Raw genomic sequence first — 24,741 nt, 5'->3', positions numbered from 1 at the left:
GCATGCAGTCTCTGAGCACCAAGCTATTGATCATCGGCGGCGGCCCTGGCGGTTATGTGACGGCGATCCGTGCCGGCCAACTGGGTATCCCGACCATTGTGGTGGAAGGCCAATCCCTGGGCGGTACTTGCCTGAACATCGGCTGCATTCCGTCCAAGGCACTGATTCACGTGGCCGAGCAGTTCCACCAGACACAACACCACAGCCAGCACTCGGCCCTGGGTATCAGTGTTTCGGCGCCAAGCCTGGATATCACCAAGAGCGTGGAATGGAAGGACGGCATCGTCGACCGCCTGACCACCGGCGTTGCGGCGCTGCTGAAGAAGAACAAGGTCCAGGTCATACAGGGCTGGGCCAAGGTCATCGACGGCAAGACCGTCGAGGTCGGCGACACGCGCATCCAGTGCGAGCATCTGGTGCTGGCCACCGGTTCGAAGAGCGTGAACCTGCCGATGCTGCCGATTGGCGGGCCGATCATCTCTTCCACCGAAGCCCTGGCGCCGACCTCGGTGCCCAAACGCTTGATCGTGGTGGGTGGCGGTTACATCGGCCTGGAACTGGGTATCGCCTATCGCAAGCTAGGCGCCGAGGTCAGCGTAGTCGAGGCACAGGAGCGCATCCTGCCGGCCTATGACGCCGAATTGACCCAACCGGTCCATGACGAACTGAAAAAACTTGGCGTGAAGCTTTACTTGAAACATAGCGTGCAAGGCTTTGATTCTTCTAACAATACACTGCAGGTATTGGAGCCGAATGGCGACACCCTGAACCTGGAAACCGATCAGGTGCTGGTGGCTGTCGGGCGCAAGCCCAACACCCAGGGCTGGAACCTTGAAGCGCTGAATCTGCAGATGAACGGTTCGTCGATCAAGATCGACAATCGCTGCCAGACCAGCATGCGCAACGTCTATGCCATCGGCGACCTCAGCGGTGAGCCGATGCTCGCGCACCGGGCCATGGCCCAGGGCGAGATGGTCGCCGAGCTGATCAGCGGCAAGACCCGCCAGTTCAACCCGACCGCCATTGCTGCCGTGTGCTTTACCGACCCGGAACTGGTGGTGGTCGGCCAGACCCCGGACGACGCCAAGGCTGCGGGGCTGGACTGCATCGTCTCGAGCTTCCCGTTCGCCGCCAATGGCCGGGCGATGACGCTGGAGTCCAAAAGCGGCTTCGTGCGAGTGGTCGCCCGTCGGGACAATCACCTGATTGTCGGCTGGCAGGCGGTGGGCGTCGGGGTGTCGGAATTGTCCACGGCGTTTGCCCAGAGCCTTGAAATGGGCGCGCGGCTGGAAGACATCGGCGGCACCATCCACGCCCATCCGACGCTCGGCGAGGCAGTGCAGGAAGCGGCGTTGCGGGCCCTTGGCCACGCGCTGCATCTGTGATCGAGGACAATGGGTGGCGTGGCTGATGGCCTCTTCGCGGGCAAGCCCGCTCCCACAGGTGATTTGCAGTGAACACAAATTTTGCAAACACCAGAAACTACTGTGGGAGCGGGCTTGCTCGCGAATTCTCCAGAGCGACACTATTTCTGCCGATTAGCCGATAGTCCGGGCTGCGAAACCGGCCCGGAATGAAGTATTGTTGTCCCCATCCAAAAAAATGTCAGAAGCCTTGAACCGTTTCGACGGTTGTTCAGTGATAGAGGGTGTCATGGGTAACGAAAGCATCAATTGGGACAAGCTGGGTTTTGACTACATCAAGACAGACAAACGCTACCTGTCGCACTGGCGCAACGGTGAGTGGGATAAAGGCTCCCTGACCGAAGACAACGTGCTGCACATCAGCGAAGGCTCCACTGCCCTTCACTATGGCCAGCAGTGCTTTGAAGGCCTGAAGGCCTACCGCTGCAAGGACGGCTCGATCAACCTGTTCCGCCCGGATCAGAACGCCGCGCGCATGCAACGCAGCTGCGCCCGCCTGCTGATGCCGCAGGTGTCCACCGAGCAGTTCGTCGAAGCGTGCAAGGAAGTGGTCCGCGCCAACGAGCGCTTCATCCCGCCTTATGGCACCGGCGGCGCGCTGTACCTGCGCCCGTTCGTGATCGGCGTGGGTGACAACATCGGCGTGCGCACCGCCCCCGAGTTCATCTTCTCGATCTTCTGCATCCCGGTCGGTGCCTACTTCAAGGGCGGCCTGACTCCGCACAACTTCCTCATCTCCAGCTATGACCGCGCCGCGCCACAAGGCACCGGTGCCGCCAAGGTCGGTGGCAACTACGCCGCCAGCCTGATGCCAGGCTCCCAGGCCAAGAAAGCCCACTTTGCCGACTGCATCTACCTGGACCCAATGACCCACTCGAAAATCGAGGAAGTCGGTTCGGCCAACTTCTTCGGGATTACCCACGACAACAAGTTCGTAACCCCGAACTCGCCGTCGGTACTGCCAGGCATCACCCGCCTGTCGTTGATCGAACTGGCCAAGTCCCGTCTGGGCCTGGAAGTGGTTGAAGGCGACGTGTTCATCGACAAGCTGGCGGACTTCAAGGAAGCCGGCGCCTGCGGTACCGCTGCCGTGATCACGCCGATCGGTGGCATCAGCTACAACGACCACCTGCACGTGTTCCACAGCGAAACCGAAGTCGGTCCGGTCACCCAGAAGCTCTACAAAGAGCTGACCGGGGTGCAAACCGGCGACGTCGAAGCACCAGCGGGCTGGATCGTCAAGGTCTGACCTGACACCCACCGGTCGTAAAAAGCGCCGCCTTCGATGTTGAAGGCGGCTTTTTTGTGGCTGATGCAGCCCCCCGTAGGAGCCGGCTGGCTGGCGATGCAGGCGACTCGGTTCAACATTTGACTGAGTTGATGCGTCAATCAGTCATCCCGGGTCAGCACTTCCAGCAGTTCAATCTCGAAAATCAGGTTCGAATTGGGTGTGATCTTGCCCATGGTGCGTTCGCCATAAGCCAGATGCGCCGGCACCAGCAGCTTGCGCTTGCCGCCGACCTGCATGCCCATGATTCCCTGGTCCCAGCCCTTGATCACCCGACCGGTGCCGATTACGCACTGGAAAGGTTTGCCTCGACTGTAGGAAGAGTCGAATTCAGTGCCGTCCTCCAGCCAGCCGCGGTATTGGGTGGTGATCAGTGCGCCTTTGACGGCGGCTTTGCCAGCGCCGGGTTCGAGGTCGATGATTTGTAGTTCGTTGGTCATGTTCGTACTCGTTCACGTTCGCCCGATTCTTGCAGGCGTGGACGGCGGTTTTCGCAGAAACCGGTGCGGATGGCAATGGGTGGAACCGATACCTCGTCTGTCGCTCACATAAGTATCAACCACCATTGTGCAAGGGATGCTCTGATGACTGACTCTCTGGCTCTACGCAATTTCATCCCGCCCTACATTCTGCGCCGTATCCTCGCGAACGGTTCTGCACACCAGCGGGCCAGCGCGATGAACACCCTGACCCATATTCGCACCTTGCGGCATCAGCCGGGCCCACCCGTTCGTCCTCCTGCGGCGGCGATTCTCCTGCAAACCAATCAACCAGGGCTGGCACAACGCAGCGTCTATGATGCCCTGGGGAAAACGCTGTTGCCCGGCATGCCGGTGCGTCTCGAGGGCCAACCGGCAAGTGGTGATCCGGCGGTCGACGAAGCCTACGATGCGCTGGGGGCCAGCTACGATTTTTTCTGGAAGGTGCTTGGTCGCAACTCTCTCGACAACAAAGGGTTTGCCCTGATCGGCAGCGTGCATTACGGCCAGAACTACGAAAATGCGTTCTGGAACGGTTCGCAAATGGTCTTTGGTGACGGCGACGGCGAAATCTTCCAGCGCTTCACCCGCTCGCTGGATGTGGTCGGCCATGAATTGACCCATGGCGTGATCGAAAGCGAAGCCGGCCTGGTGTATGCCGACCAGTCAGGCGCGCTGAATGAATCGCTGTCGGATGTGTTTGGCGTCATGATCAAGCAACATATCCTGGGGCACACCGCCGATCAGGCGGACTGGCTGATCGGTGCAGACTTGCTGACACCGCGCATCAATGGCGTTGGCCTGCGGTCCATGGCCCATCCGGGCACCGCCTACGACGACCCGCTGCTGGGCAAGGACCCGCAACCGGACCACATGGGCAAGTTCGTCATCACTCAGGAGGACAACGGTGGCGTACACATCAACTCGGGCATCCCCAATCGGGCGTTTTACCTGGTGGCACAAGCGCTGGGCGGCTTTGCCTGGGAGAAAGCCGGTCGCATCTGGTACGACGCATTGTGCGATCGGAGCTTGAACCGCGAAGCGTCATTCAGCGCCTTCGCGCATTTGACCCTTGAGCATGCACGCAAGCGCTTCAGTGCCCATGAGGCACGTGCCGTGCAACAGGGCTGGGCCGATGTGGGTGTCAATCTGACTCGGGAGGCGCCATGAAAACCCTGCCAATACTGGACGAGCAAGCCGTCGTTCGCCTCTCTCGCCAAGGCGGTTTTGCGACGATTCAGGCCTTGACCCGACCACGGGAAATCGAGTTCGCACAATGCAATTTCGAACAACGGACGCGCATCTGTACCTTGCTGGAAGGTTGTCTGCCGCTGACCAGTTCATCATCCGGCCGTGGCGATCAGCGCTTTTACCAGATCGAACTGCGCTACCACACCGGCGAGCAGGACGATGAAATGGTATTGAAAGTGCCGGAAGACCAGGCGCCCGGTGAACTGGTACTGCTCTGGGATAAAGGTGAACTGCTGCAAAATGGGCGTTGAGCGCCAGCTAATGGCCGTCGTGCCCGCCTTACGCCTGTTTGTGACAGATGAGACCGCCATCGCTGGCAGGCCAGCTCCCACAGGGGAATGTGGCCGCACGCAGATTTTGTGTCCACTGCACACTCACTGTAGGAGCGAGCATGCTCGCGATGAGGCCGGCACATTCAACATCACTCGCGACTGGCACGCCGCCATCGCTGGCAGGCCAGCTCCCACAGGGGAATGTGGCCGCACGCAGATTTTGTGTCCACTGCAGACTCACTGTAGGAGCGAGCATGCTCGCGATGAGGCCGGCACATTCAACATCACCGGCGACTGACACGCCGCCATCGCGAGCGGGCTCCCACATGGGCATTGTGATCGCAACTTTCGCGATGAGCCCTTTTGCGCTGTAGATCCCTCCTGATCCAGCCTTTATCCTTGTAACCCAGCCGTACCGAGTCCCAGGAGTTTTTCTCATGCCACATGAAGGCAACCTGCTGCAAGCCGCTGTCGTATTTCTGCTTGCGGCCGTACTCATCGTTCCCCTGGCCAAGCGCCTGCAACTGGGGGCCGTACTGGGTTATCTGTTTGCCGGGGTGATCATCGGACCATCGGTGCTGGGCCTGGTCGGTAATTCGCAAAGCGTTAGCCATATCTCTGAACTGGGCGTGGTGTTGCTGCTGTTCATCATTGGCCTGGAGTTATCGCCGCGGCGCTTGTGGGTGATGCGCAAGTCGGTGTTCGGCGTCGGCCTGGCGCAGGTGCTCCTGACCGCAACAGTGATTGGCGTAGTAGCCATGTTTGTTTTCGGCCAGCGCTTGAACAGCGCGATCGTGCTGGGCCTCGGCCTGGCACTGTCGTCCACCGCATTCGGCCTGCAGAGTCTGGCTGAACGCAAGGAATTGACCAGCCCCCACGGGCGCCTGGCGTTCGCGATCCTGCTGTTCCAGGACATCGCGGCGATCCCGCTGATCGCCATGGTGCCGTTGCTCGCCGGCGGCGATCACAGCACCAGCGCCGGCGAAGACTTGAATAATGGCCTGCGTGTCCTTGGCAGCATCGCAGTAGTGGTGATCGGCGGACGGTATCTGCTGCGGCCGGTATTTCGTGTGGTGGCCAAGTCCGGCTTGCCCGAAGTGTCGACTGCCACGGCACTGCTGGTAGTGATCGGCACCGCGTGGTTGATGGACATGGCCGGAATCTCCATGGCTCTGGGTGCATTCCTTGCCGGACTGCTGCTGGCAGACTCCGAATACCGCCATGAGATGGAAGCTCAGGTCGAACCGTTCAAGGGCCTGCTGCTGGGCCTGTTTTTCATCAGCGTCGGCATGGGCGCCAATCTCAGCCTGCTGCTCAGTACACCCATTGCGGTGTTGAGCCTGACCCTGCTGCTGATCGCGATCAAACTGCCACTGCTGTTTCTGGTCGGCCGACTGGCGGGTGGCTTGGGCAACGTCAGCGCAATCCGCCTTGGCATCGTACTCGCCGCCGGTGGCGAGTTTGCCTTTGTGGTGTTTCAGATCGGCCGCGACCAGGGGCTGTTCGCCCCCGGGCTGCATGACTTGCTGGTGCTGACCATTACCCTGTCCATGGCGGTGACGCCGCTGTTACTGCTGGTTTGCGCACGCCTGGTCAGCCCCAGGGTGCAACCGGTGGAAGTGCCTGAGCAATTTCGGGAAATCGATGCCGACACCCCACGGGTGGTGATTGCCGGCATGGGCCGCATGGGCCAGATCATTTCGCGTATTTTGCGCGCGCAGAACATCAAGTTCGTCGCCCTCGACACCTCCGTGGAAACCATCGAGCTGTCCCGCAGCTTTGGCGGGGTGCCGGTGTTCTACGGCGACCCGATGCGCCCGGAGATCCTCAGCGCGGCCAAGGTTGGCCAGGCCGAATATTTCATCATCGCCACCGATGATCCGGAAACCAATATCAAGACCGCTGAACTGGTGCGCAAGCTTTATCCGCAGATCAAAATCATCGCCCGCGCCCGTAACCGTCAACACGTACATCGCCTGATCGACCTGGACGCCGTTGCTGTGCGCGAAACCTTCTATTCGAGCCTGGAAATGAGCCGTCAGGCGCTGATCGGCCTGGGTTTGACCCCGGCTCAGGCGGATGCACGGATCAAGCGTTTCAAGCATCACGACGAGCAGGTGCTCGAAGCCCAGCACGCGGTGTATGACGACGCGGTGAAAGTCCGGCAGACCGCGCAGGAAGCCCGGGCGGAACTGGCGAAACTGTTTGAGTCGGATCAGCTGGAAGAGCAAACGAGCAAGAATTGAGGTGTGCTTGATGGCCCCATCGCGAGCAGGCTCGCTCCCACATGCATCGGATGAACAACCCAAGGAGCCGACAATGACTGACCAATCCTCCCCCGCCCTCAAGGAAATCTTCAACGCCGAACGCCTCCAGCACATTGCCACAGAGATGAGCGCGGTCTATCCCGAATTCGATGCCGGGAAATTCCTCGAACTGGCCCAGAGCGGCCTGGCGGAGCTGAGCGTGATGCAGCGCATGGCCCGGGTCAGTGAATGCCTGCACGCGGTGCTGCCGCTGGACTATGAAGCGTCATTGCAAGTCCTGCGTGCCCTCGCCCCGCGCCTCAACAGCGGCTTCGTCAGCATGTGCCTGCCGCACTTTGTCGCCAGCTATGGCGCCCATGCGTTCGAGCGTTCAATGGACGCGCTCAAGTATTTCACCGCGTTCGGCTCATCGGAATTCGCTATTCGCCATTTCCTGCGCAGCGACCTGCAACGCTCGCTGCAACTGATGCACCTCTGGTCTCTGGATGCCAACGAACACGTACGGCGCCTCGCCAGCGAAGGCTGCCGACCCCGCCTGCCATGGTCGTTTCGCCTGGAGCCGGTGCAGACCGACCCGCGCCTGGCCGCCGGCATTCTCGACAATCTCAAGGCCGACCCCAGCCTGTATGTACGCAAATCCGTGGCCAATCACCTCAACGACATCACCAAGGATCATCCCGAATGGGTGCTGGACCTGATCGAAGGCTGGGCGCTGGACGACAAACACACCGCATGGATCGCCAGACATGCCCTGCGCAGCCTGATCAAACAGGGGAACCCGCGGGCGCTGGCAATCATCGGCGCGAGTGGCAAGCCTGAAGTCGAGATCATGAATGTGAAAGTCGACCCGCCGGTGATCAGCCTGGGACAGAAAATCACCCTGTCTTTTGCCGTCAAATCCACCGTCGAAACCAGTCAGCACCTGGTGATCGATTATGCGGTCGATTACGTCAAGGCCAACGGCAGCACCTCGGCCAAAGTGTTCAAGCTCAAGGCCCTCACCCTGCCCGGCAAGGCCTCCGAGGTGATAAGCCGAGGTCAGCAGATCAAGGAACTCACCACGCGCAAGCACTACGCGGGCGTGCACGCCGTACATATCATGGTCAACGGCGAACGCCTGGCCAGTACCTCGTTCGAGATTGTTGCTTAGACCTCAAGATGGATATTGGATGTACACCGCCTTCGCGGGCAAGCCCGCTCCCGCAGGGGAGAATACATTCCAATGTGGGAGCGGGCTGCCCGTGAAGGCGTCCGTTCAGACACCGGGAGAAGCTGGCCCCAGCAGCAACCCCTGCTCGCGCTCACACAACTGCACCACGTAATCCCACAATACCCGCAGTCGCACGGACTTGTGCAGTTCGCGGCGGGTGCTGATCCAGTAGCTGCGCTGGATGCTTTCGTCCGGCAGTAGCGGCACCAGCTCAGGGTCGGCGCTGGCCATGTAACAGGGCAGCACGGCGATCCCCAGGCCGGAGCGCGCCGCCTGTTGCTGGGCAATCACACTGGTGCTGTGAAAGACCACCTGCGGGTTGCGGCAAAAGCTGTTGAGGAACATCAACTCCTGGCTGAACAACAGGTCGTCGACATAGCCGATCCAGGCATGTCTGCCCAGGTCTTCGCGGCTGCGCAGCGGTGGCGAGCGGTCGAGATAGTCCTGGCTGGCATACAGTGCCAGTCGATAATCGGTAAGTTTGCGGGTCACCAGCATATCGGCGGCCGGGCGTTCCAGGTGGATGCTGATTTCCGCTTCGCGGTTGAGGATGCTGACAAAGCGCGGCACCGCCACCAGCTCCACTTCCAGTCCGGGATAGCGTTCGAACAGGCCGTTCATGCGACTGGCGAGGAACATGATCCCCAGCCCTTCCGTCACTCCGACGCGGATCTTGCCCAGTGGCGCCGTGGACTGGGTGATCTCCTCCTGGGCCAGCAGCGCGACGTTTTCCATCGCCTCGGCGTGTTTGAGCAGCGCTTCGCCGGCCGGGGTCAACTCATAGCCTTGGGCATGCTGCACGAACAGCGCCGTGCCCAGACTCTTCTCGATGGCCTCGATGTGCCGCGCCACAGTGGCGTGGGTGGTGTTCAAACGGCGGGCAGCAGTCAGCAGACGCCCGCTGCGCTGCAATTCGAGAAAAAACCGCAGGTCATTCCAGTCGAACATGAATCATCCTTGAGCCGGGCTATGGGGTTGGCTGTTCAAAAACGCACAGCGGCTGCGCAAAAACTAACATTCTTTTGCCGAAAGCTAACAACTAGGATGACCCACAACAAGAACAACAAACGAGGTCATGGATGCCGACTTCCCTTGATGAATACGACTACATCGTGGTCGGCGCCGGGCCGGCCGGGTGTCTGCTGGCCAATCGGCTGTCGAGCAACCCGCAGCAGCGGGTGCTGCTGCTCGAAGCCGGTGGTCGCGATAACTATGCGTGGATTCATATCCCCGTGGGTTACCTGTTCTGCATCGGCAACCCGCGCACCGACTGGTGCTTCAAGACCGAAGCGCAACCGGGCCTGCAAGGCCGCACTCTCAGCTACCCGCGCGGCAAGGTGCTGGGCGGCTGCTCGTCGATCAATGGCATGATCTACATGCGCGGCCAGGCCGGCGATTACGACGGCTGGGCGGCCGACGGCAATCCTGGCTGGCGTTGGCAGGACGTGTTGCCGCTGTTCAAGCAAAGCGAAAACCACTTTGCCGGCGCCGCCGAATTTCACGGTGCCGCCGGGGAATGGCGAGTCGAACGCCAGCGCCTGTCGTGGCCGATTCTCGATGCCTTTCGCAGTGCCGCCGAACAAAGCGGCATCGCCAGCATCGACGACTTCAACCAGGGCGATAACGAAGGCTGCGGTTATTTCCAGGTCAATCAGAAGGCCGGCGTGCGCTGGAACGCGGCCAAGGCGTTTCTCAAACCGGTTCGCCAGCGCAGCAATCTCACGGTACTGACCGGCGTCGAAGTCGACCGCGTGCTGCTGGACAATGGCCGCGCAGCAGCGGTCAGCGCGCGATGGCAAGGTCAGGTGAAAACCTTCAGGGCGCGCAAGGAAATCGTCCTCTGTGCCGGCTCCATCGGTTCGCCGAGCATCCTGCAACGTTCGGGCATCGGCCCTCGCCCGCTGCTGGAGCGCCTGGGCATAGGCGTCGTCCATGAACTGCCCGGTGTCGGCGGCAACCTGCAGGATCACCTGCAACTGCGGCTGATCTACAAGCTGGAAAACGCGCGTACCCTGAACCAGATCGCCGGCAGCCTGTGGGGCAAGATGGGCATGGGCCTGCGTTACCTGTATGACCGCAGCGGCCCGCTGTCCATGGCGCCGAGCCAGTTGGGCGCCTTCGCCCGTTCAGGGCCGGAGCAGACTTCAGCCAATCTCGAGTACCACGTGCAACCGCTGTCCCTGGAGCGCTTTGGCGAACCGCTGCACGCCTTCCCGGCGTTCACCGCGTCCGTCTGTGATCTGCGCCCGCAGAGCCGAGGTCGCGTGGAAATCCGCTCTGCCGATCCGCAGCAGGCGCCACTGATTGAGCCCAACTATTTAAGCCACCCGGAAGACTTGCGGGTCGCCGCCGACGCCATTCGCCTGACCCGCCGCATCGTCGCTGCGCCGGCCCTGAAAGCCTTCAACCCGGTCGAGTACCTGCCCGGCGACAGCCTGCAAAGCGATGAGCAACTGCACGAAGCCGCCGCGCGGATCGGCACGACGATCTTCCATCCGGTCGGCACCTGCCGCATGGGCAATGACGCCGATGCCGTGGTCGATGCGCAACTCAAGGTCCATGGCATCCCCGGCCTGCGCATTGCCGATGCCTCGATCATGCCGCGTATCACCTCGGGCAACACCTGCTCGCCTACGCTGATGATCGCCGAGAAAGCGGCGCAACTGATCCTTACCCCTGCTGTAAACACAATCCCTGTGGGAGCGGGCTTGCTCGCGAAAGCGGTGGATCATTCAACTTGATGTTGAATGACACGACGCCTTCGCGAGCAAGCCCGCTCCCACAAGGGTCACATCAGGGTCACGGACACCGAGCATTACCCCTGAAATGGAACAGGCAACACCAGTGGAACAACAAAAACAATCACTGTGAGGGATACGCAATGTCAGAACACGTTCAGCCCCTGGAAGCCGCGCGCAGCACGAGCACCAGCCAGGAGACCCAGAAAGTCATCTTTGCCTCGTCCCTCGGGACGGTCTTCGAGTGGTACGACTTTTTCCTCTATGGCGCCCTCGCGGCGGTGATCAGCAAGCAGTTTTTCGCCGGGGTCAACGACACCACGGCATTCATCTTTGCCTTGATGGCCTTCGCCGCCGGCTTCATCGTCCGCCCATTCGGCGCCCTGGTGTTCGGGCGGTTGGGGGACATGATCGGGCGCAAGTACACCTTCCTCGCCACCATCATCCTCATGGGCCTGGCGACCTTCTGCGTCGGACTGCTACCGACCTACGCCAGCATCGGCATCGCAGCGCCGATCATCCTGGTGGTGCTGCGCATGCTCCAGGGCCTGGCCCTGGGCGGTGAGTACGGCGGCGCCGCCACCTATGTCGCGGAACACGCGCCGATGGGCAAGCGCGGTTTCCACACCAGCTGGATTCAGTCCACCGCGACCCTGGGCCTGCTGCTGTCGCTGCTGGTAGTGCTGGGTTGCCGCTACTTCACCGGCGATCAGTTCGAAGTCTGGGGCTGGCGTATTCCGTTCCTGTTTTCCATCGTGCTGCTGGGCATCTCCACCTGGATTCGCCTGAGCCTGCACGAGTCCCCCGCCTTCGTGAAAATGAAAGAAGAAGGCAAGCTGTGCAAACAGCCGATCCGTGACTCGTTCGGCAAATGGGAAAACCTCAAGGTGGTGCTGATCGCCCTGTTCAGCATCAATGCCGGGCAAGCGGTGACCTTCTATGCCGCGCAATTCTATGTGCTGTTCTTCCTCACCCAGTTCCTGAAAATGGACCCGGCCGTGGCCAACGGCTTGCTGATCGTCAGCGTGACCATTGGCGCACCCTTCTTCATTTTCTTCGGCTGGCTGTCGGACAAGGTCGGGCGCAAGCCGATACTGATGCTCGGCCTGTTGCTCGCCACTGCGCTGTATTTCCCGATCTTCAAGACCCTGGCCCACTACGCCAACCCGGCCATCGACCAGGCCAGCCGCCAGGCACCGATCACCGTACTGGCCGACCCGGCCACCTGCACCTTCCAGTTCGACCCGGTGGGCAAGGCGAAATTCGACAGCCCTTGTGACAAGGTCAAGACCTTCCTGGTCAAGCAGGGCCTGCCTTACCACAGCGAAGCCGCACCGGCCGGAAGTGGCGTGCAGATCAGCGTCGGTGACGTGCAGATCGACGGTTTCGACGAATCAGCCCTGCGTGGCGCGGTGACCCTCGCCGGTTATCCGCAACAGGCGGACATGCAGCAGATCAACAAACCGATGATCGTTGCCCTGATCGTCGCGCTGATCATCATCTCCGCCATGTGCTACGGACCGCTGGCTGCGCTGATGGTCGAACTGTTCCCGACCCGCATCCGCTACACTTCGATGTCCCTGCCCTACCACATCGGCAATGGCTGGTTCGGTGGATTCCTGCCGACTGTGTCGTTCGCCCTGGTGGTGTACACCGGGGATATTTTCTATGGGCTGTGGTATCCGGTGGTGATCACCGGAGTCAGCCTGGTGGTGGGTTTGCTGTGTCTGCGCGAGACGCGCAACGTCGATCTGGACAAGAACTGACGAGATCGGTCCTGGCGTTTACCCGTGGCGTGGGATTGCCTCCCTCGCCACGGTGAAGGTCCATCAGCGCATTCAAACCTCGGCGTCGAGTAGCTCGAACTTCACCTGATCCGGATAGAACGCCATGTATCCGCGAATCTGCTCTACCGACACCTTGGGGTCTTCGTAGCTCCACACCGCGTTGGCGCCTTCATGCCCCGGCACCTGCAGGCTGAAATAGCTGGCATCGCCCTTGTAGGGGCAATAACTGGTGTGATCGGTACGGGCAAAATACTTTTCGTCGATGTCCTCTCGCGGCACGTAGTACACCGACGGGTAATTGGCCTCCAGCAACACCAACGCACGAGCCGAAGCGGCCACCTGGATACCGTGGAACATCACCAGCAGGCAGCCGGGCTGCTCGGCGATGGTGATGACAGGACTGGGACTTGAGCTTTTCATGGAATACGCTCCTCATGACAAATGGCAACGCCCCGGACCAATGTGGGAGCGTGGCTTGCCCGCGATGGGCTGCGCAGCAGCCCCACAACCTGAGACCTCGAACAGTCAGGTATAACCCAAGTTTCGCAATCGCGAGTGCTTCAACGCCGAACGGGTGATAAACCCATCGCAACAAACAAGCTGTACATCCATACAGATAAAGATTGCCCCAACGCGCAGCAACCGCCATCCTGTGCACCTCACGCACATTGATCGACGATGGTGGTTATGCGGCTGTACCTCTGTGAAAAACCCTCCCAGGCTAAAGACATTGCGGCCGTGCTCGGTGCCAGGCGCCGGGGCGACGGCTGCTGGCTGGGAACGGACGTCACGGTCACCTGGTGCATCGGCCACCTGCTGGAAACCGCACCACCGGATGCCTATGACGCACGCTACAAGCGCTGGGTGCTGGCGGACCTGCCGATCATTCCGGACAAATGGAAGATGACCGTCAAGCCGCGTACCGCCAGCCAATACAAAGCGGTCAAGCGCCTGCTCGGTGAAGCATCGGAATTGATCATCGCCACCGACGCCGACCGTGAAGGCGAGATGATCGCCCGGGAGCTGGTCGAGCATTGCCGCTATCGCGGGCCGATCCGCCGGCTCTGGTTGTCGGCGCTGGACGACGCCTCGATCCGCAAGGCCCTGGCGGCACTCAAACCCGGGGCCGAGACCTTCAGCCTTTATCATTCGGCGCTGGGGCGCTCCCGGGCCGACTGGCTGATCGGCATGAACATGAGCCGGCTGTTCACCCTGCTGGGGCGCCAGTCCGGTTATCAGGGGGTTTTGCCGGTCGGCCGCGTGCAAACTCCGACCCTGCGCCTGGTGGTGGATCGCGACCGCAGCATTGCCGATTTCGTCCCCGTCGCCTACTGGGCCATCGACGTCAACCTGCTGCACGATGGCACGGCTTTCACCGCGCAATGGCGGGCGGCCTCCGAAGTCTGCGACGACCAGGACCGCTGCCTGAATCAGGCTCTGGCCCAACAAGCTGCGGCCGCCATGGCCGGCGCGGCCAGTGCCCGGGTGATCAAGCTGCGCACCGAGCGCATGCGCGAAGTGGCGCCGCTGCCATTCGACCTGGGCACCCTGCAGGAAGTCTGCTCGAAAAAACTCGGCCTCGGCGCCCAGGAAACCCTCGACATTGCCCAGGCCCTTTACGAAACCCACAAAGTCATCACCTACCCTCGCAGCGATTGTGGCTACCTGCCCCTCAGTCAGCACAGCGAAGCGCCGGCCATTCTGGCCGCGTTGCGCCAGGCCGACCCTGCACTGAACGCCCTGCACGACCACCTTGAGCCGCAGCGGCGCTCACGGGCCTGGAACGATGCCAAGGTCAGTGCCCACCATGGCATCATCCCCACCGCCGCCGCGAAGAACCTGGAACGTCTGACCGGCAAGCACCGTGCGGTCTACACCCTGATTCGCGCGCGCTATCTGGCGCAGTTCCTGCCCAATCACGAATTCGATCGCACCCAGGCCGACTTCGACTGCGCCGGTGAAGCCTTGCGCGCCGTCGGCAAGCAGATCGTCGAGCAGGGCTGGAAACGCGCCCTGCCTGAAGCCCTGGCACCGGCCAAGGGGCGCGAGACGCCCGCACCGCAAACCCTGCCAAACTTGCGCGAAGGCATTGATTGCGCGGTTGCCGGCGTGCAACTCAAGGACCTGTGGACGCAACCGCCCAAGCCATTCACTGAAGGCGATCTGATCAAGGCAATGAAGAACGTCGCCAAGCTGGTGGACGATCCGTTGCTCAAGCAAAAACTCAAGGACACCACCGGCATCGGCACCGAAGCGACACGCGCCTCGATCATCCAGGGCCTGCTCGACCGTGGTTATCTGGTCAAGAACGGCAAGGCTCTGGCCGCAACCCCGGCCGCCTTCAGCCTGATTGATGCCGTGCCCCGTGCAATCGCCGACCCGGGGACCACGGCCATCTGGGAACAGGCCCTGGACATGGTGCAGAGCGGCGAAATGAGCCTGGAAGAGTTCGTCACCAAACAAGCGGCGTGGATGAGCAAGCAGGTCAGTCGCTGCGCCGGCCTGAGCCTGACCATCAGCGGCCCACCTCCCAGCGGACGCGCCGCTACCCCCTGGAAGAGCAAACGCAAGAAAACCCAGCGCAAACCATCGAGCGCAGGCAAACGCGCGGCGAAACCGGCCAAGCCATAATTACCCTGTGTCGTACTGCAAGCCAGGAGCCCGCCAGCATGCCCGAGATAGAACTGCACGCCGCGCAACGTGACGAACTGCAAATCATCGAAAACCTGATGCAGTTCTACACCTACGACTTCAGCGAGTGGTTGCCGCTAAAGCTGGGTCAACAGGGCTTTTTCAACATCCTGCCCATGCCGCATTACTGGAGAGACCCGGCGACACAGCCATTTCTGATCAGGGTCGACGGCGAGCTGGCCGGTTTCGTGACTGTGGATGACCGGACCCATTTGCCAGGCGCCCGGTACAACATCGGCTACCTGTTCGTCAGCCGCGGCTATCGTGGCCAGGGTGTCGGCAGATTTGTCATATCCACCCTCTTGAGCCAACTACCCGGTCAATGGCAGATTTTCCATATCGACGCGAATAAGCCGGCGCGCCTGTTCTGGAGCGCCGTAATGCCCACCCTCGGCACGGGCCCGATCGCCCGGCATCAGCTGGTCATCGAGCACAATCGCTGCACCGTTTACCGCTTCGAGTCAGTCCCGCTCGCCCCCTGACGGGCATCATCCCTGCCCACCCTGCTAATTCCGAACAGCTTTGTCCGACAATATGTAGTGCGTGAAAATATTCACTACAAAACCGTTGACTCGACCGATTTGGCCTTGCATGATGCAGACGTCTCCCCGATCGGGAGTACAGGCAACACGTTTGAGCAAGCTCGTCTGACCGCCGAGCTGTTTTTCCCGGATACACGCTGCCCACAAGGCAGATTGAAGAAGCTGACCTGGCCTGAACGTCCAGTACAAGGGCGAGAAGACTTGGCGAGCAATCCTCATGATGCTTGTGGCCGACCCTGAAAACGTCGGCAGTGGCCTGAAGGTTTTCGCCGCTTCTCTTCGTTGTGACGCTATTGCGTAGCAGTTATTCAACACGACTACATGCAACAGACGCAGGACCCCGCCAATTTGGCGGTCGAACGCTGACGTCCTGGTTTCGGTGCCAGGGATCAACTAACCGATGGGCTACCTGTATAGCGACTCAACTTTAGAAAGATCACCAATTGGTCAAGGGGCTTTATGATGAATCTGAACAATCAACCAACTATCGATGAACTGGCTCGTATGTTCGCTGCAAAGAAAGACAGCCACGACAACCATATTCTCTGGATCAGCAAGTGCGGCCAGGTTCACATCGACTGCCTGTCGCCGCACGCCCACGAAGCGGAGTTCGACCAGAACAACCAGAACCTGCTTGCCCGACTGAAGATGTACCGTCGCGGCCAGGGCTATGTCGGCAAGAAAGCGGCAGCCGACAAGGACTTCATCGCCAGTGTTCTGCAAACCCTGAAACAGGCGTGGAACTCGATGCAGAACAATAACGAAGTTCGGGTGATTGACCGGCTCTACTAATATCTAAATATCTAAAGGGCCTGCTCCTAATCAAGAGCAGGCCCTTTTTTATTGCCTGTCCTGCCGCCATCGCCAGCAGGCTGGCTCCCACAGTGACTTATGGGGTTCACAAGATTTGCGTACGACCTCAAATCCTGTGGGAGCCAGCCTGCTGGCGATGGAAGTACGTTTATGGGACCGCTTTTTCGACCTGCACGTGCAGGTGCCGATACAGCAAATCGTCAGCGATCGCATACATGCAACCAACGGCGACCTGACCCGCCAACGCATCATGCTGACGACAGCGTACGACATGCTCGAGCGGCAACTGGCCAATACAACCTGGGTAGCCAGCCCCGACTTCAGCATGGCCGACTGTGCAGCCGCGCCGGCGCTGTTCTATGCCAGCACGCTGGTGCCGTTCGGTGACACGCATCGGCAACTTGGCGCCTACTTTGAGCGGTTGATCAAGCGCCCGTCGGTACAGCGGGTCATCAATGAAGCCAGGCCTTACTTTGCCCTTTACCCGTTCGCCGAAGCGATCCCGGATCGGTTTCGCTAGCGGTCAACGAAAACGCCCCAGGCAATGCCTCGGGCGGCATGGCGAAAGCTGTCGTATGTAGTGACGACTACAGCGCGACATTTAATGGATTTGGTAGTCAAGCGCATCGAAATTGACAGCGACTGCAAACACGAAAGACTGGCATAAGGAGCCGTCGACCGGGTTCTGTGTGCTTGCAGGAAGAGAAAATGGCAGGGGCGGCTGGATTCGAACCAACGCATGGCAGGATCAAAACCTGCTGCCTTACCGCTTGGCGACGCCCCTGTATCTGTTGCGACGAGAGCCGGGCTCTCTTTTTGAACTGCCCGCTTTACAACTCCGTAAGAGCTGCTGCGAGAGTGGGCGCAAATTTACCAACTTCCTTGGCGCCTGTGAAGCTTTTTTTCACAAATTGTTTTTTAAAACAGGTGCTTACTGTACTTCAAAGGCTCTGCAGCACGCGCCCTGTCACCAAGGCCCTTTATTTTCACCTGACAAATCAAGGCAATTATCCACGCCTTGCAACGGGGTAGTCATAAAGCCGTCGGGGCCACGCATGCACGCCTCGAAGGTGTGCTACGTTGTAAGTAGGACAGTGTTGAAGCCTTGATCATGAACACTCAGCGCCTGCCCCCGCTGCCACTCGCCTGGAGCACCGGGTCGCACTTTCCCCTTGACCGTTTTTCGGTCCAGCCAGGCCTGCCAGGCTTTTCTTTCCTCTCGGGGGGATGGGCAATGATTGCGCAATACTCTTTCACGGCCACTTGAGGACACGCAATTGAAAGGCAAACTGATCGCTGCCATCGTCACCGTCCTGGTCGCCGGCACCGCGATTTATGGGGTGAACACCTGGAAAGTGGTGGATAACCAGCGGCAAGAGGCGGTATGCAGGGCCGCGCAGCAACATATCAAAATCCTCGAAACCCAGGCACGGGCCATGGCCGCAGGGCTGTCGGTAGAAGCCTATGCCGAAGCCGAAAAGGCCGAAGCAGGCAAACTGGTTCGCGCGCTCGATACCGCGAAGAACGAAGCGGAGGTCGATGCCGTCATCGAACAGCATGCCACCGTTATCCAGGCGCAAATCGTCGCTGAAGACGCAGAAGTCGAATCCCGGGGCGAACAGCCGTTCCTTGGCCAGGAACTGAAAAAACAACGCATCCCGACTGACGTCAAACAGGAATTCAAGCGCGCCGAAAAAGCTGTCAACGATGCCTGTAGCTAGAAATCCGTTTCAGTCGCTACATGATTTTCGAATGCGTCTAGACTTCGTCAACGGCAGGTTGCAGCCGTAATCCGTACTGACGGCAGACGGAAACGAGGACGCCCATACTTTGAAAAATCCAGCCATCTGCACCATAGGCGGCCTGCTGCTTTCGATGGAGGCGTTCGCCACCGGAATCATGCCTGTGTTCGATATGGACTTCACAAGGTCAGCGACTGAAACACTGAAAAAAATAGGCATCCACGACGCCTGTATCATCAAGGCAGCAAACCCCACCGTGTTCACTTATTGCCGGGAAGGTTCCACAACCCTGTGGCAGTATCAGACGCTGGACCTGGAACAACTGGACAAGGTCCACGGTGATGCTCCGCAGTCTTCGAAAGCGTATCTGCCCATCAGCGTAAAGGAAGTTGATAGCGTCGCCTGCCTGGACGAACACGAGACATCGTCAGCTGTACAGGTAATGTCTCGCTGGTTTGCCCTCGTGGTGTTTATCCTTTCCCTGCTGGTCGGCGTGCACCAGACCTTGCGGGTCATCCAGCATCGGCGCAATAACCCCACCGGGTTTTCACCTCCCCATCTGCACGGCACGAGCCCATCCCTGCCAGGGTTCGACACCTTGGCGACCACCAAAGCCCTGGCAGCGTTTACCCTTGCCGTGACCGTGGCAATTGTCTACTTCAGCTACACAGGGTTTTAACAGGAGCCGAGCGCGCCGTTGCGGCGCGCCCGAAGGTCTTAGTGGGGCGCGCGAGGAATGGTCTTGAGCAGGTCTTCGGGACTGATGTGCCCCACCACGCTGCCCGGTTGCGGCAGGTTGAGGATGTGACCCTTCATCTTGCCGATGATGTGCATCTCGCAAGGCTTGCAGTCAAACTTCAGGGTCAAAACTTCATCCCCGTGGATCAATTGCATCGGCGCGACCTTGGTGCGCACACCGGTGACGCCCTTGGCCTGTTTCGGGCACAGGTTGAAGGAGAAACGCAGGCAGTGCTTGGTGATCATCACCGGCACTTCGCCAGTTTCCTCGTGAGCCTCGTAGGCCGCGTCGATCAGCTTGACGCCATGGCGATGATAGAAGTCCCGGGCCTTCTGGTTGTAGACGTTGGCCAGGAACGACAGGTGCGACTCCGGATACACCGGTGGTGGCGTGGTTTCGGCCTTGCGGCTGCCGCGCGGGTGAGCGGCGATCCGCGCTTGGGTCAAGGCGTCGATCACTTCACGGCGCAAGGCCTTGAGCTGCGAGTTGGGGATGAAGTACGCCTGCGGCGCGTCCAGCTTGATGTCAGTGGCGTGGTATTGCGTGGTACCCAGCTGGCCGAGCAGATCCTGCAATTGCTCCAGCGCCTGTTCCGGTTTGTTGGCGGCGCCGAACGGGCCAGCCAGGGTGACGCTGGCGCTGATGCCCTCTTCGCTGGTAGCAGTCAATTCCAGCTGTTCTTCACGCAGGCGAGCAACCCAGCTCAAAGCGATGCGACGCTCGGCGGAGGTCTTTTGCAACGCCTGTTGCCAGTTGTGATCAAGGTTGCGATTGAGCGGATGGTTGGGGCGCAGCTTGTACATCCCCTCCGGCATTTCGTTGGGCTCGACGCGATAGCGATAACGCTTCTCGCCGTCCTCCTCGAATTCGCCTTTGGGTTCGGCGATGTTGGCGCGAAAACCCACCACTTCACGCTTGACCAGCACGTTGAGGCCGTCGCCGTTGGACAGCGGCTCGTGGGTCACGACCTGCATGTCACGCTTGGCGACTTTCTCGACCACACCCACCGGCAGACCGGTGAAGGTCGGCGAGTCAAAGGCGCCGATATCGATCTTGCGGTCAGTGACGAAATAATCGGTGCTGCCACGGTGGAAGGTTTTTTCCGGGTCAGGCAGGAAAAAGTGCGCGGTGCGGCCACTGGAGGCTCGGGCCAGGTCCGGGCGATCTTCGAGCACGGCGTCGAGGCGCTGACGATAGTAGGCAGTGATGTTTTTCACATAGCCCATGTCCTTGTAGCGGCCTTCGATCTTGAACGAGCGCACGCCGGCCTCGACCAGGGCGCGGATGTTGGCGCTCTGGTTGTTGTCCTTCATCGACAGCAGGTGCTTTTCGTAGGCGATCACGCCGCCTTTTTCGTCTTTGAGGGTGTACGGCAGGCGGCAGGCCTGGGAGCAGTCGCCACGGTTGGCGCTGCGCCCGGTCTGCGCATGGGAGATGTTGCACTGACCGGAGAACGCCACGCACAAGGCGCCATGGATGAAGAACTCGATGGCCGCGTCAGTCTCGTCGGCAATGGAGCGGATCTCCTGAAGGTTCAGCTCGCGAGCCAGAACCAATTGGGAGAAGCCAGCCTGATCAAGGAACTTGGCCCGCTCCAGGGTGCGGATATCGGTCTGGGTACTGGCGTGCAGCTCGATAGGCGGGATGTCCAGCTCCATCACTCCCAGGTCCTGGACGATCAGCGCATCGACACCGGCATCGTACAACTGATGGATCAGCTTGCGCGCCGGCTCCAGTTCGTTGTCGTGCAGGATGGTGTTGATGGTGGTGAACACCCGCGCATGATAACGACGGGCGAATTCCACCAATTCGGCGATTTCGCTCACTTCGTTGCAGGCGTTGTGGCGCGCGCCGAAGCTCGGGCCACCGATGTAGATGGCATCGGCGCCATGCAGGATCGCCTCGCGGGCAATGGCCACATCGCGGGCGGGGCTGAGCAATTCCAGGTGATGCTTGGGCAGGGACATATTTTTTTAGTCAGGCTTGTCACGGTCGAGGCGTGCATTGTAGCGGTGAAACGCCCAACCGGCACCTTGTGCTGCCAGGTGGTGTTTCTAACCTGACCTGCGCCAATCCTGTAGGAGCGAGCACGCTCGCGATGGACGTCAACGATGACGCGGGCATCCTGTATGCCCAGGTCGCCCTTATGCTCTTCGCGAGCATGCTCGCTCCTACAGGATTTGCGTGTATCGCAGCTATCAGGCCTTGGCCGCCATCGCGGTCACTTCCACGCGCATGCCTTCCACCGCCAACGAGGCAACCCCGACAGCAGCGCGAACCGGCCATGGCTTGGCGAAGTAGCGCTTGTAGACTTCGTTGAACGCGGCGCGGTCAGCCATGTCGGTGAGGTAGATGGTCAGGTGCATCACGCGGTCCATCGAGCTGCCGGCACGCTCCAGCGCGACCTTCAGCGCTTGCAGGGTGCATTCGCTCTGCAGGGTAATGTCACCCAGTTCCAGGCTGCCGTCGGCACGGGTCGGGATCTGGGTGGAGACCAGCACGCCAGCGAAACCGACGACGTCGGAAGAAATCGAGTCCGCATCGGGATCGGGAGTGAAGGTGATGTCTTGATTGGCCATGGAGATTCTCTTGCTTGATGTAGTTAAGCCATATGCAGCGAGGTGACTGACAATGCGTGGCAGGATACCGCGCATCACCACGCAGGAAAAATCCATGACGCTTGTTTGATGAGTTTTGCTACCCAGGCGTGTAGCACTCGGTAACACGCAAGCCCTGATGTGGTGCATCTTTTTCAACGATGCGCCGCCCACCACCTCACGCCGCCTGCTCCCACCCGCCATGGCGTACTTTGTGCATCTAAATGCGACCCCAACTGCCTGAAGTCGCCATGCGCCCCAAGGAACTGAAACACTGGACCACCGGTGTAGCCCACCTGCTCGACCTGCCTCCCGGGCAGGCGCGCCTGTCGGGTTTGAGCCACTGGCTCCGGCAAATCTGCCCGGTCGATCATTTCGTGTTGTTTGTCTATGAAGGCAATCACCGGCCGCTGGCATTGTTCGATACGTTTTCGGCGGACAGGCGTGCGGTGTACGTTGACGACTACCAGTGCGGGCCTTACCTGCTCGACCCCTTCTACCTGGCCTGCACCCGCGGGCAGGCACCGGGGCTGTGGCGCTTGCGCCAGTTCGCCCCCGACCACTTCTACCTCGGCGAGTACTTCCTGACCTATTACCAGCAAACCGGCCTCGCCGAGGAAGTGGCGTTTTTCGTCGACCTGGGCGATGGCGCCATGGCGGTACTGTCGTTGATGCGCTCCAGTGCCAGCTGTGCGTTCAGCCGGGACGAAATGCAACTGATCGAGTGCGCGCAAGCGGTGGTCGAGCAGGTCATCAATGAAGCCTGGCGCCTGCGCAAGGCCCAGCAACCGCGTCCGGCGCAAGACCTGGATTTCAAGATCCGCGAAGCCTTCGACCATTTTGGCGCCCACATCCTCACCGGCCGCGAGCAGGAAATCGTCCAACTGCTGCTGCGCGGCCACTCCAGCGCCTCGGTGGCCGAACAACTGAACATCAGCCCCGGCACGGTGAAGATTCATCGCAAGAATATCTACGCCAAACTGGGGATTGGCAGCCAGTCGGAGTTGTTGGGGTTGTTTATCCGGGAGTTGACGGAAGATCCGTTGCAGACGCCCGGGCTCAAGCTGCAAGCCTGAAACGATTTGCCTGACACCCTGCAATCGGCAACTTCAAACTCGTAAAAACTGCCACAGGTTCCGGCCGCGAAATATCCCACAGACCAGGCAAGTCGACACCAAGACGCTTCCTACGCCACAACCAGAAACTTCCTATATCAACCTTTTTTACCTTCCTGAAAGCTGTCGAGCGCTTGAACGAGGGGGCTAACGAAAGCCTCTCCATCCGCTTCGATAGGCCAGGGAGGTCTGACTTTGTCCAACTTACCGTGCACCTTCTTCGACCACAGCCGCCACAAACTTAAGATCGACCAACTCGACACCCACCTCGACGTCCTCGCCTTCGAGGGCCATGAGTACCTCAGCCAACCCTACCTCTACCGCATCGAATTCACCGCCAGCGACCTCGACATCGGCGCGGAAAAACTCATCGGCCAATACGCCGAGTTCAGCCTGTACGCCCACCCGTCGACGCGGCCGGTGATGTCCTGGGACGAACCCAAGCCACCCAAACCCCTGCGCACCCTGTACGGCCGCATCACCGGTTGCCAGCGCCTGTCCGGGTCGGTCGACGAAGCCCGCTACGAAGTCACCCTGCAACCGCGCCTGGCCTTGCTCGATCGCGGCCAGCAAACGCGCATCTACCAGCACCAGTCTGTGCCGGACATCGTCAAAAGCATCCTGCGGCGCGACGGACAGCCGGGAACTGGGCCCCCGNTGCCAGCGCCTGTCCGGGTCGGTCGACGAAGCCCGCTACGAAGTCACCCTGCAACCGCGCCTGGCCTTGCTCGATCGCGGCCAGCAAACGCGCATCTACCAGCACCAGTCCGTGCCGGACATCGTCAAAAGCATCCTGCGCAGCCGCCACGATCTGGACACCGGGCACTTTCGCTTCACCCTCAAGCGCGACTACCCGNCAGCACCAGTCCGTGCCGGACATCGTCAAAAGCATCCTGCGCAGCCGCCACGATCTGGACACCGGGCACTTTCGCTTCACCCTCAAGCGCGACTACCCGTCCCGCGAACAGGTCATGCAGTACCAGGAAAGCGACCTGGCCTTCATCAGCCGGATCCTCGCCGAAGTCGGCATCTGGTACCGCTGCACCCAACATGAAAAACTCCACTTCGACATGGTCGAGTTCTGCGACGACCCTGGCCTTCATCAGCCGGATCCTCGCCGAAGTCGGCATCTGGTACCGCTGCACCCAACATGAAAAACTCCACTTCGACATGGTCGAGTTCTGCGACGATCAGCGCTGCTACCAGTTCGACGTCGAGTTGCCGCTGCGCTCACCATCGGGCTTCAGCAACAGCGACGAGGACAGCGTCTGGGCCCTGCAAACCCGCCACCAAGTGGTGGAACAGCAGGTCAACGTGCGTAGCTACCACCCCGAAGACAGCCGCGCCTACCTCGATGGCGAAGTCGACCAGACCCAGGGCGAGCCGGCCGTCCACGGCAAAGTCGMACGCCCCAGCGCCGACAACACCTACGGCGAGGCCTACCACTACGCCGAACCCTACCGCGTGCTCGGCAAGGCCCACCTGCGCGACGAAGACCTGCAAAGCGAAAGCGGCTTTTTCTACGCACGCCTGCGCCATGAACGCTACCTCAACAACCAGACCCATCTCAGCGGTACCAGCAGCAGCGCCACCCTGGCCCCCGGCCAGGTCCTGACCATCAGCGGCGACACTCCCAAGGCCTTCACCCCCCGCGTAGTGATTAAAAAGATCGCCATCCGCGCCGCCCGCGACCGCAGCCTGACCTGCGATTTCGAAGCCATGCCCTATGCCTTGCGCCTGTGCTTCCGCCCCGAAATACCACCCAAACCACAAATCGCCGGCACCC

21 protein-coding genes, 1 tRNA gene and 3 pseudogenes are annotated in these 24,741 nt (G+C 60.5%); 19 read left to right on the top strand and 6 right to left on the bottom strand.

All coding sequences use genetic code 11. From position 1 onward, the window contains the following. Positions 1-2 precede the first annotated feature (2 nt). Positions 3-1,385, top strand: a complete 1,383-nt coding sequence (lpdA, locus tag ASE98_RS05805; protein WP_060540430.1) for a dihydrolipoyl dehydrogenase — start codon at positions 3-5, stop codon at positions 1,383-1,385. A 268-nt stretch (positions 1,386-1,653) separates the two neighbouring features. Then, positions 1,654-2,673 carry a branched-chain amino acid aminotransferase gene (locus ASE98_RS05800; RefSeq protein ID WP_060540429.1) on the top strand — a complete coding sequence of 340 codons (1,020 nt, stop codon included), beginning with the start codon at positions 1,654-1,656 and terminating at the stop codon, positions 2,671-2,673. A 140-nt stretch (positions 2,674-2,813) separates the two neighbouring features. Here ASE98_RS05800 and ASE98_RS05795 read toward each other — a convergent pair whose 3' ends face one another. After that, positions 2,814-3,152 carry an FKBP-type peptidyl-prolyl cis-trans isomerase gene (locus tag ASE98_RS05795; protein WP_060540428.1) on the bottom strand — a complete coding sequence of 113 codons (339 nt, stop codon included), beginning with the start codon at positions 3,150-3,152 and terminating at the stop codon, positions 2,814-2,816. 144 nt (positions 3,153-3,296) lie between these two features. Here ASE98_RS05795 and ASE98_RS05790 point away from each other — a divergent pair, with 144 nt between their 5' ends. From ASE98_RS05790 to ASE98_RS05770, 4 genes are all read left to right on the top strand, one after another. Further along, entirely contained in the window at positions 3,297-4,361 is a 1,065-nt protein-coding gene (locus ASE98_RS05790) for a M4 family metallopeptidase (protein WP_060540427.1), read from the top strand. Continuing rightward, on the top strand, positions 4,358-4,693 hold the full coding sequence (locus ASE98_RS05785; RefSeq protein ID WP_060540426.1) for a protealysin inhibitor emfourin: 336 nt from the start codon (positions 4,358-4,360) through the stop codon (positions 4,691-4,693). The genes ASE98_RS05790 and ASE98_RS05785 overlap by 4 nt, the downstream gene beginning before the upstream one ends. Positions 4,694-5,151: 458 nt before the next feature. Beyond that, the gene (locus tag ASE98_RS05775) at positions 5,152-6,960 is read left to right on the top strand and encodes a monovalent cation:proton antiporter-2 (CPA2) family protein (protein ID WP_060540424.1); all 1,809 of its coding nucleotides are present in this window, start codon (positions 5,152-5,154) and stop codon (positions 6,958-6,960) included. Positions 6,961-7,033: 73 nt separating this feature from the next. Further along, positions 7,034-8,131 carry a DNA alkylation repair protein gene (locus tag ASE98_RS05770; protein WP_060540423.1) on the top strand — a complete coding sequence of 366 codons (1,098 nt, stop codon included), beginning with the start codon at positions 7,034-7,036 and terminating at the stop codon, positions 8,129-8,131. 105 nt (positions 8,132-8,236) lie between these two features. On the opposite strand, the gene ASE98_RS05765 is transcribed toward ASE98_RS05770, so the two are convergent. Further along, positions 8,237-9,139 carry a LysR family transcriptional regulator gene (locus ASE98_RS05765; protein ID WP_060540422.1) on the bottom strand — a complete coding sequence of 301 codons (903 nt, stop codon included), beginning with the start codon at positions 9,137-9,139 and terminating at the stop codon, positions 8,237-8,239. Positions 9,140-9,270: 131 nt separating this feature from the next. Here ASE98_RS05765 and ASE98_RS05760 point away from each other — a divergent pair, with 131 nt between their 5' ends. After that, positions 9,271-10,932: a GMC family oxidoreductase gene (locus tag ASE98_RS05760; protein ID WP_060540421.1), complete on the top strand. Its 1,662-nt coding sequence runs from the start codon at positions 9,271-9,273 to the stop codon at positions 10,930-10,932. Positions 10,933-11,072: 140 nt separating this feature from the next. Beyond that, positions 11,073-12,695 (top strand): MFS transporter, encoded by a 1,623-nt coding sequence (locus ASE98_RS05755; RefSeq protein WP_060540420.1) that lies wholly within the window; start codon positions 11,073-11,075, stop codon positions 12,693-12,695. Between the two features lie 72 nt (positions 12,696-12,767). Here the strand turns inward: ASE98_RS05755 and ASE98_RS05750 are convergent, their stop codons facing one another. Then, positions 12,768-13,136 carry a DUF427 domain-containing protein gene (locus tag ASE98_RS05750; protein ID WP_060540419.1) on the bottom strand — a complete coding sequence of 123 codons (369 nt, stop codon included), beginning with the start codon at positions 13,134-13,136 and terminating at the stop codon, positions 12,768-12,770. A gap of 267 nt (positions 13,137-13,403) precedes the next feature. Here ASE98_RS05750 and ASE98_RS05745 point away from each other — a divergent pair, with 267 nt between their 5' ends. The 4 genes and pseudogenes from ASE98_RS05745 to ASE98_RS05730 form a co-directional block, all read left to right on the top strand. Then, complete coding sequence (locus tag ASE98_RS05745) at positions 13,404-15,347, top strand: DNA topoisomerase III (RefSeq protein ID WP_236707779.1); 1,944 nt, start codon at positions 13,404-13,406, stop codon at positions 15,345-15,347. 38 nt (positions 15,348-15,385) lie between these two features. Then, a complete protein-coding gene (locus ASE98_RS05740) occupies positions 15,386-15,889 on the top strand; it encodes a GNAT family N-acetyltransferase (RefSeq protein WP_060540417.1) in 504 nt (167 codons plus the stop codon). Between the two features lie 522 nt (positions 15,890-16,411). Beyond that, positions 16,412-16,741, top strand: coding sequence for a hypothetical protein (locus tag ASE98_RS05735; protein WP_060540416.1), 330 nt, complete (start codon positions 16,412-16,414; stop codon positions 16,739-16,741). 154 nt (positions 16,742-16,895) lie between these two features. After that, a pseudogene (locus ASE98_RS05730) lies at positions 16,896-17,282 on the top strand (glutathione S-transferase family protein); the annotation flags it as partial. A gap of 189 nt (positions 17,283-17,471) precedes the next feature. Here ASE98_RS05730 and ASE98_RS05725 read toward each other — a convergent pair. Then, positions 17,472-17,546, bottom strand: a tRNA-Gln gene (locus ASE98_RS05725). Positions 17,547-18,039: 493 nt separating this feature from the next. Between ASE98_RS05725 and ASE98_RS05720 the strand changes: the two genes are divergently transcribed. Then, positions 18,040-18,483 carry a hypothetical protein gene (locus ASE98_RS05720; RefSeq protein ID WP_060540415.1) on the top strand — a complete coding sequence of 148 codons (444 nt, stop codon included), beginning with the start codon at positions 18,040-18,042 and terminating at the stop codon, positions 18,481-18,483. Positions 18,484-18,592: 109 nt separating this feature from the next. Then, on the top strand, positions 18,593-19,183 hold the full coding sequence (locus ASE98_RS05715) for a hypothetical protein (RefSeq protein ID WP_236707778.1): 591 nt from the start codon (positions 18,593-18,595) through the stop codon (positions 19,181-19,183). A 38-nt stretch (positions 19,184-19,221) separates the two neighbouring features. Here the strand turns inward: ASE98_RS05715 and ASE98_RS05710 are convergent, their stop codons facing one another. Both ASE98_RS05710 and ASE98_RS05705 read right to left on the bottom strand, forming a co-directional pair. Further along, positions 19,222-21,210, bottom strand: coding sequence for a peptidase U32 family protein (locus tag ASE98_RS05710; RefSeq protein WP_060540414.1), 1,989 nt, complete (start codon positions 21,208-21,210; stop codon positions 19,222-19,224). Between the two features lie 231 nt (positions 21,211-21,441). Next, a complete protein-coding gene (locus ASE98_RS05705) occupies positions 21,442-21,822 on the bottom strand; it encodes a RidA family protein (protein ID WP_060540413.1) in 381 nt (126 codons plus the stop codon). Between the two features lie 269 nt (positions 21,823-22,091). On the opposite strand from ASE98_RS05705, the gene ASE98_RS05700 reads away from it, so the two are divergent. From ASE98_RS05700 to ASE98_RS26455, 5 genes and pseudogenes are all read left to right on the top strand, one after another. Continuing rightward, positions 22,092-22,916 (top strand): response regulator transcription factor, encoded by an 825-nt coding sequence (locus ASE98_RS05700; RefSeq protein ID WP_060540412.1) that lies wholly within the window; start codon positions 22,092-22,094, stop codon positions 22,914-22,916. 234 nt (positions 22,917-23,150) lie between these two features. Beyond that, positions 23,151-23,612, top strand: a pseudogene (locus ASE98_RS25590) (contractile injection system protein, VgrG/Pvc8 family); the annotation flags it as partial. 1 nt (position 23,613) lies between these two features. Further along, a pseudogene (locus tag ASE98_RS26465) lies at positions 23,614-23,811 on the top strand (contractile injection system protein, VgrG/Pvc8 family); the annotation flags it as partial. Position 23,812: 1 nt separating this feature from the next. Continuing rightward, a partial coding sequence (locus ASE98_RS27670) for a contractile injection system protein, VgrG/Pvc8 family (RefSeq protein WP_442962695.1) occupies positions 23,813-24,109 on the top strand: 297 nt, incomplete at its 5' end. Further along, the coding region (locus ASE98_RS26455; protein WP_442962694.1) for a contractile injection system protein, VgrG/Pvc8 family at positions 24,006-24,741 on the top strand (736 nt) is incomplete at its 3' end. The genes ASE98_RS27670 and ASE98_RS26455, both read left to right, overlap by 104 nt.

This window comes from Pseudomonas sp. Leaf48 (assembly GCF_001421885.1).
Classification (GTDB): Bacteria; Pseudomonadota; Gammaproteobacteria; order Pseudomonadales; family Pseudomonadaceae; genus Aquipseudomonas.
Note: the sequence above shows the minus strand (reverse complement) of the source record. Positions and strands in the feature narration are given on the sequence as shown.

What these genes read in the sequence shown, in the direction of transcription:
- ASE98_RS05790 (WP_060540427.1), top strand. Translation starts at nt 3,297, where the DNA reads ATGACTGACTCTCTGGCTCTACGCAATTTCATCCCGCCCTACATTCTG.
- ASE98_RS05785 (WP_060540426.1), top strand. Translation starts at nt 4,358, where the DNA reads ATGAAAACCCTGCCAATACTGGACGAGCAAGCCGTCGTTCGCCTCTCT.
- ASE98_RS05710 (WP_060540414.1), bottom strand. Translation starts at nt 21,210, where the DNA reads ATGTCCCTGCCCAAGCATCACCTGGAATTGCTCAGCCCCGCCCGCGAT.
- ASE98_RS05705 (WP_060540413.1), bottom strand. Translation starts at nt 21,822, where the DNA reads ATGGCCAATCAAGACATCACCTTCACTCCCGATCCCGATGCGGACTCG.
- ASE98_RS05745 (WP_236707779.1), top strand. Translation starts at nt 13,404, where the DNA reads ATGCGGCTGTACCTCTGTGAAAAACCCTCCCAGGCTAAAGACATTGCG.
- ASE98_RS05770 (WP_060540423.1), top strand. Translation starts at nt 7,034, where the DNA reads ATGACTGACCAATCCTCCCCCGCCCTCAAGGAAATCTTCAACGCCGAA.
- ASE98_RS05800 (WP_060540429.1), top strand. Translation starts at nt 1,654, where the DNA reads ATGGGTAACGAAAGCATCAATTGGGACAAGCTGGGTTTTGACTACATC.
- ASE98_RS05775 (WP_060540424.1), top strand. Translation starts at nt 5,152, where the DNA reads ATGCCACATGAAGGCAACCTGCTGCAAGCCGCTGTCGTATTTCTGCTT.
- lpdA (WP_060540430.1), top strand. Translation starts at nt 3, where the DNA reads ATGCAGTCTCTGAGCACCAAGCTATTGATCATCGGCGGCGGCCCTGGC.
- ASE98_RS05700 (WP_060540412.1), top strand. Translation starts at nt 22,092, where the DNA reads ATGCGCCCCAAGGAACTGAAACACTGGACCACCGGTGTAGCCCACCTG.
- ASE98_RS05765 (WP_060540422.1), bottom strand. Translation starts at nt 9,139, where the DNA reads ATGTTCGACTGGAATGACCTGCGGTTTTTTCTCGAATTGCAGCGCAGC.
- ASE98_RS05795 (WP_060540428.1), bottom strand. Translation starts at nt 3,152, where the DNA reads ATGACCAACGAACTACAAATCATCGACCTCGAACCCGGCGCTGGCAAA.
- ASE98_RS05750 (WP_060540419.1), bottom strand. Translation starts at nt 13,136, where the DNA reads ATGAAAAGCTCAAGTCCCAGTCCTGTCATCACCATCGCCGAGCAGCCC.
- ASE98_RS05755 (WP_060540420.1), top strand. Translation starts at nt 11,073, where the DNA reads ATGTCAGAACACGTTCAGCCCCTGGAAGCCGCGCGCAGCACGAGCACC.
- ASE98_RS05740 (WP_060540417.1), top strand. Translation starts at nt 15,386, where the DNA reads ATGCCCGAGATAGAACTGCACGCCGCGCAACGTGACGAACTGCAAATC.
- ASE98_RS05760 (WP_060540421.1), top strand. Translation starts at nt 9,271, where the DNA reads ATGCCGACTTCCCTTGATGAATACGACTACATCGTGGTCGGCGCCGGG.
- ASE98_RS05735 (WP_060540416.1), top strand. Translation starts at nt 16,412, where the DNA reads ATGAATCTGAACAATCAACCAACTATCGATGAACTGGCTCGTATGTTC.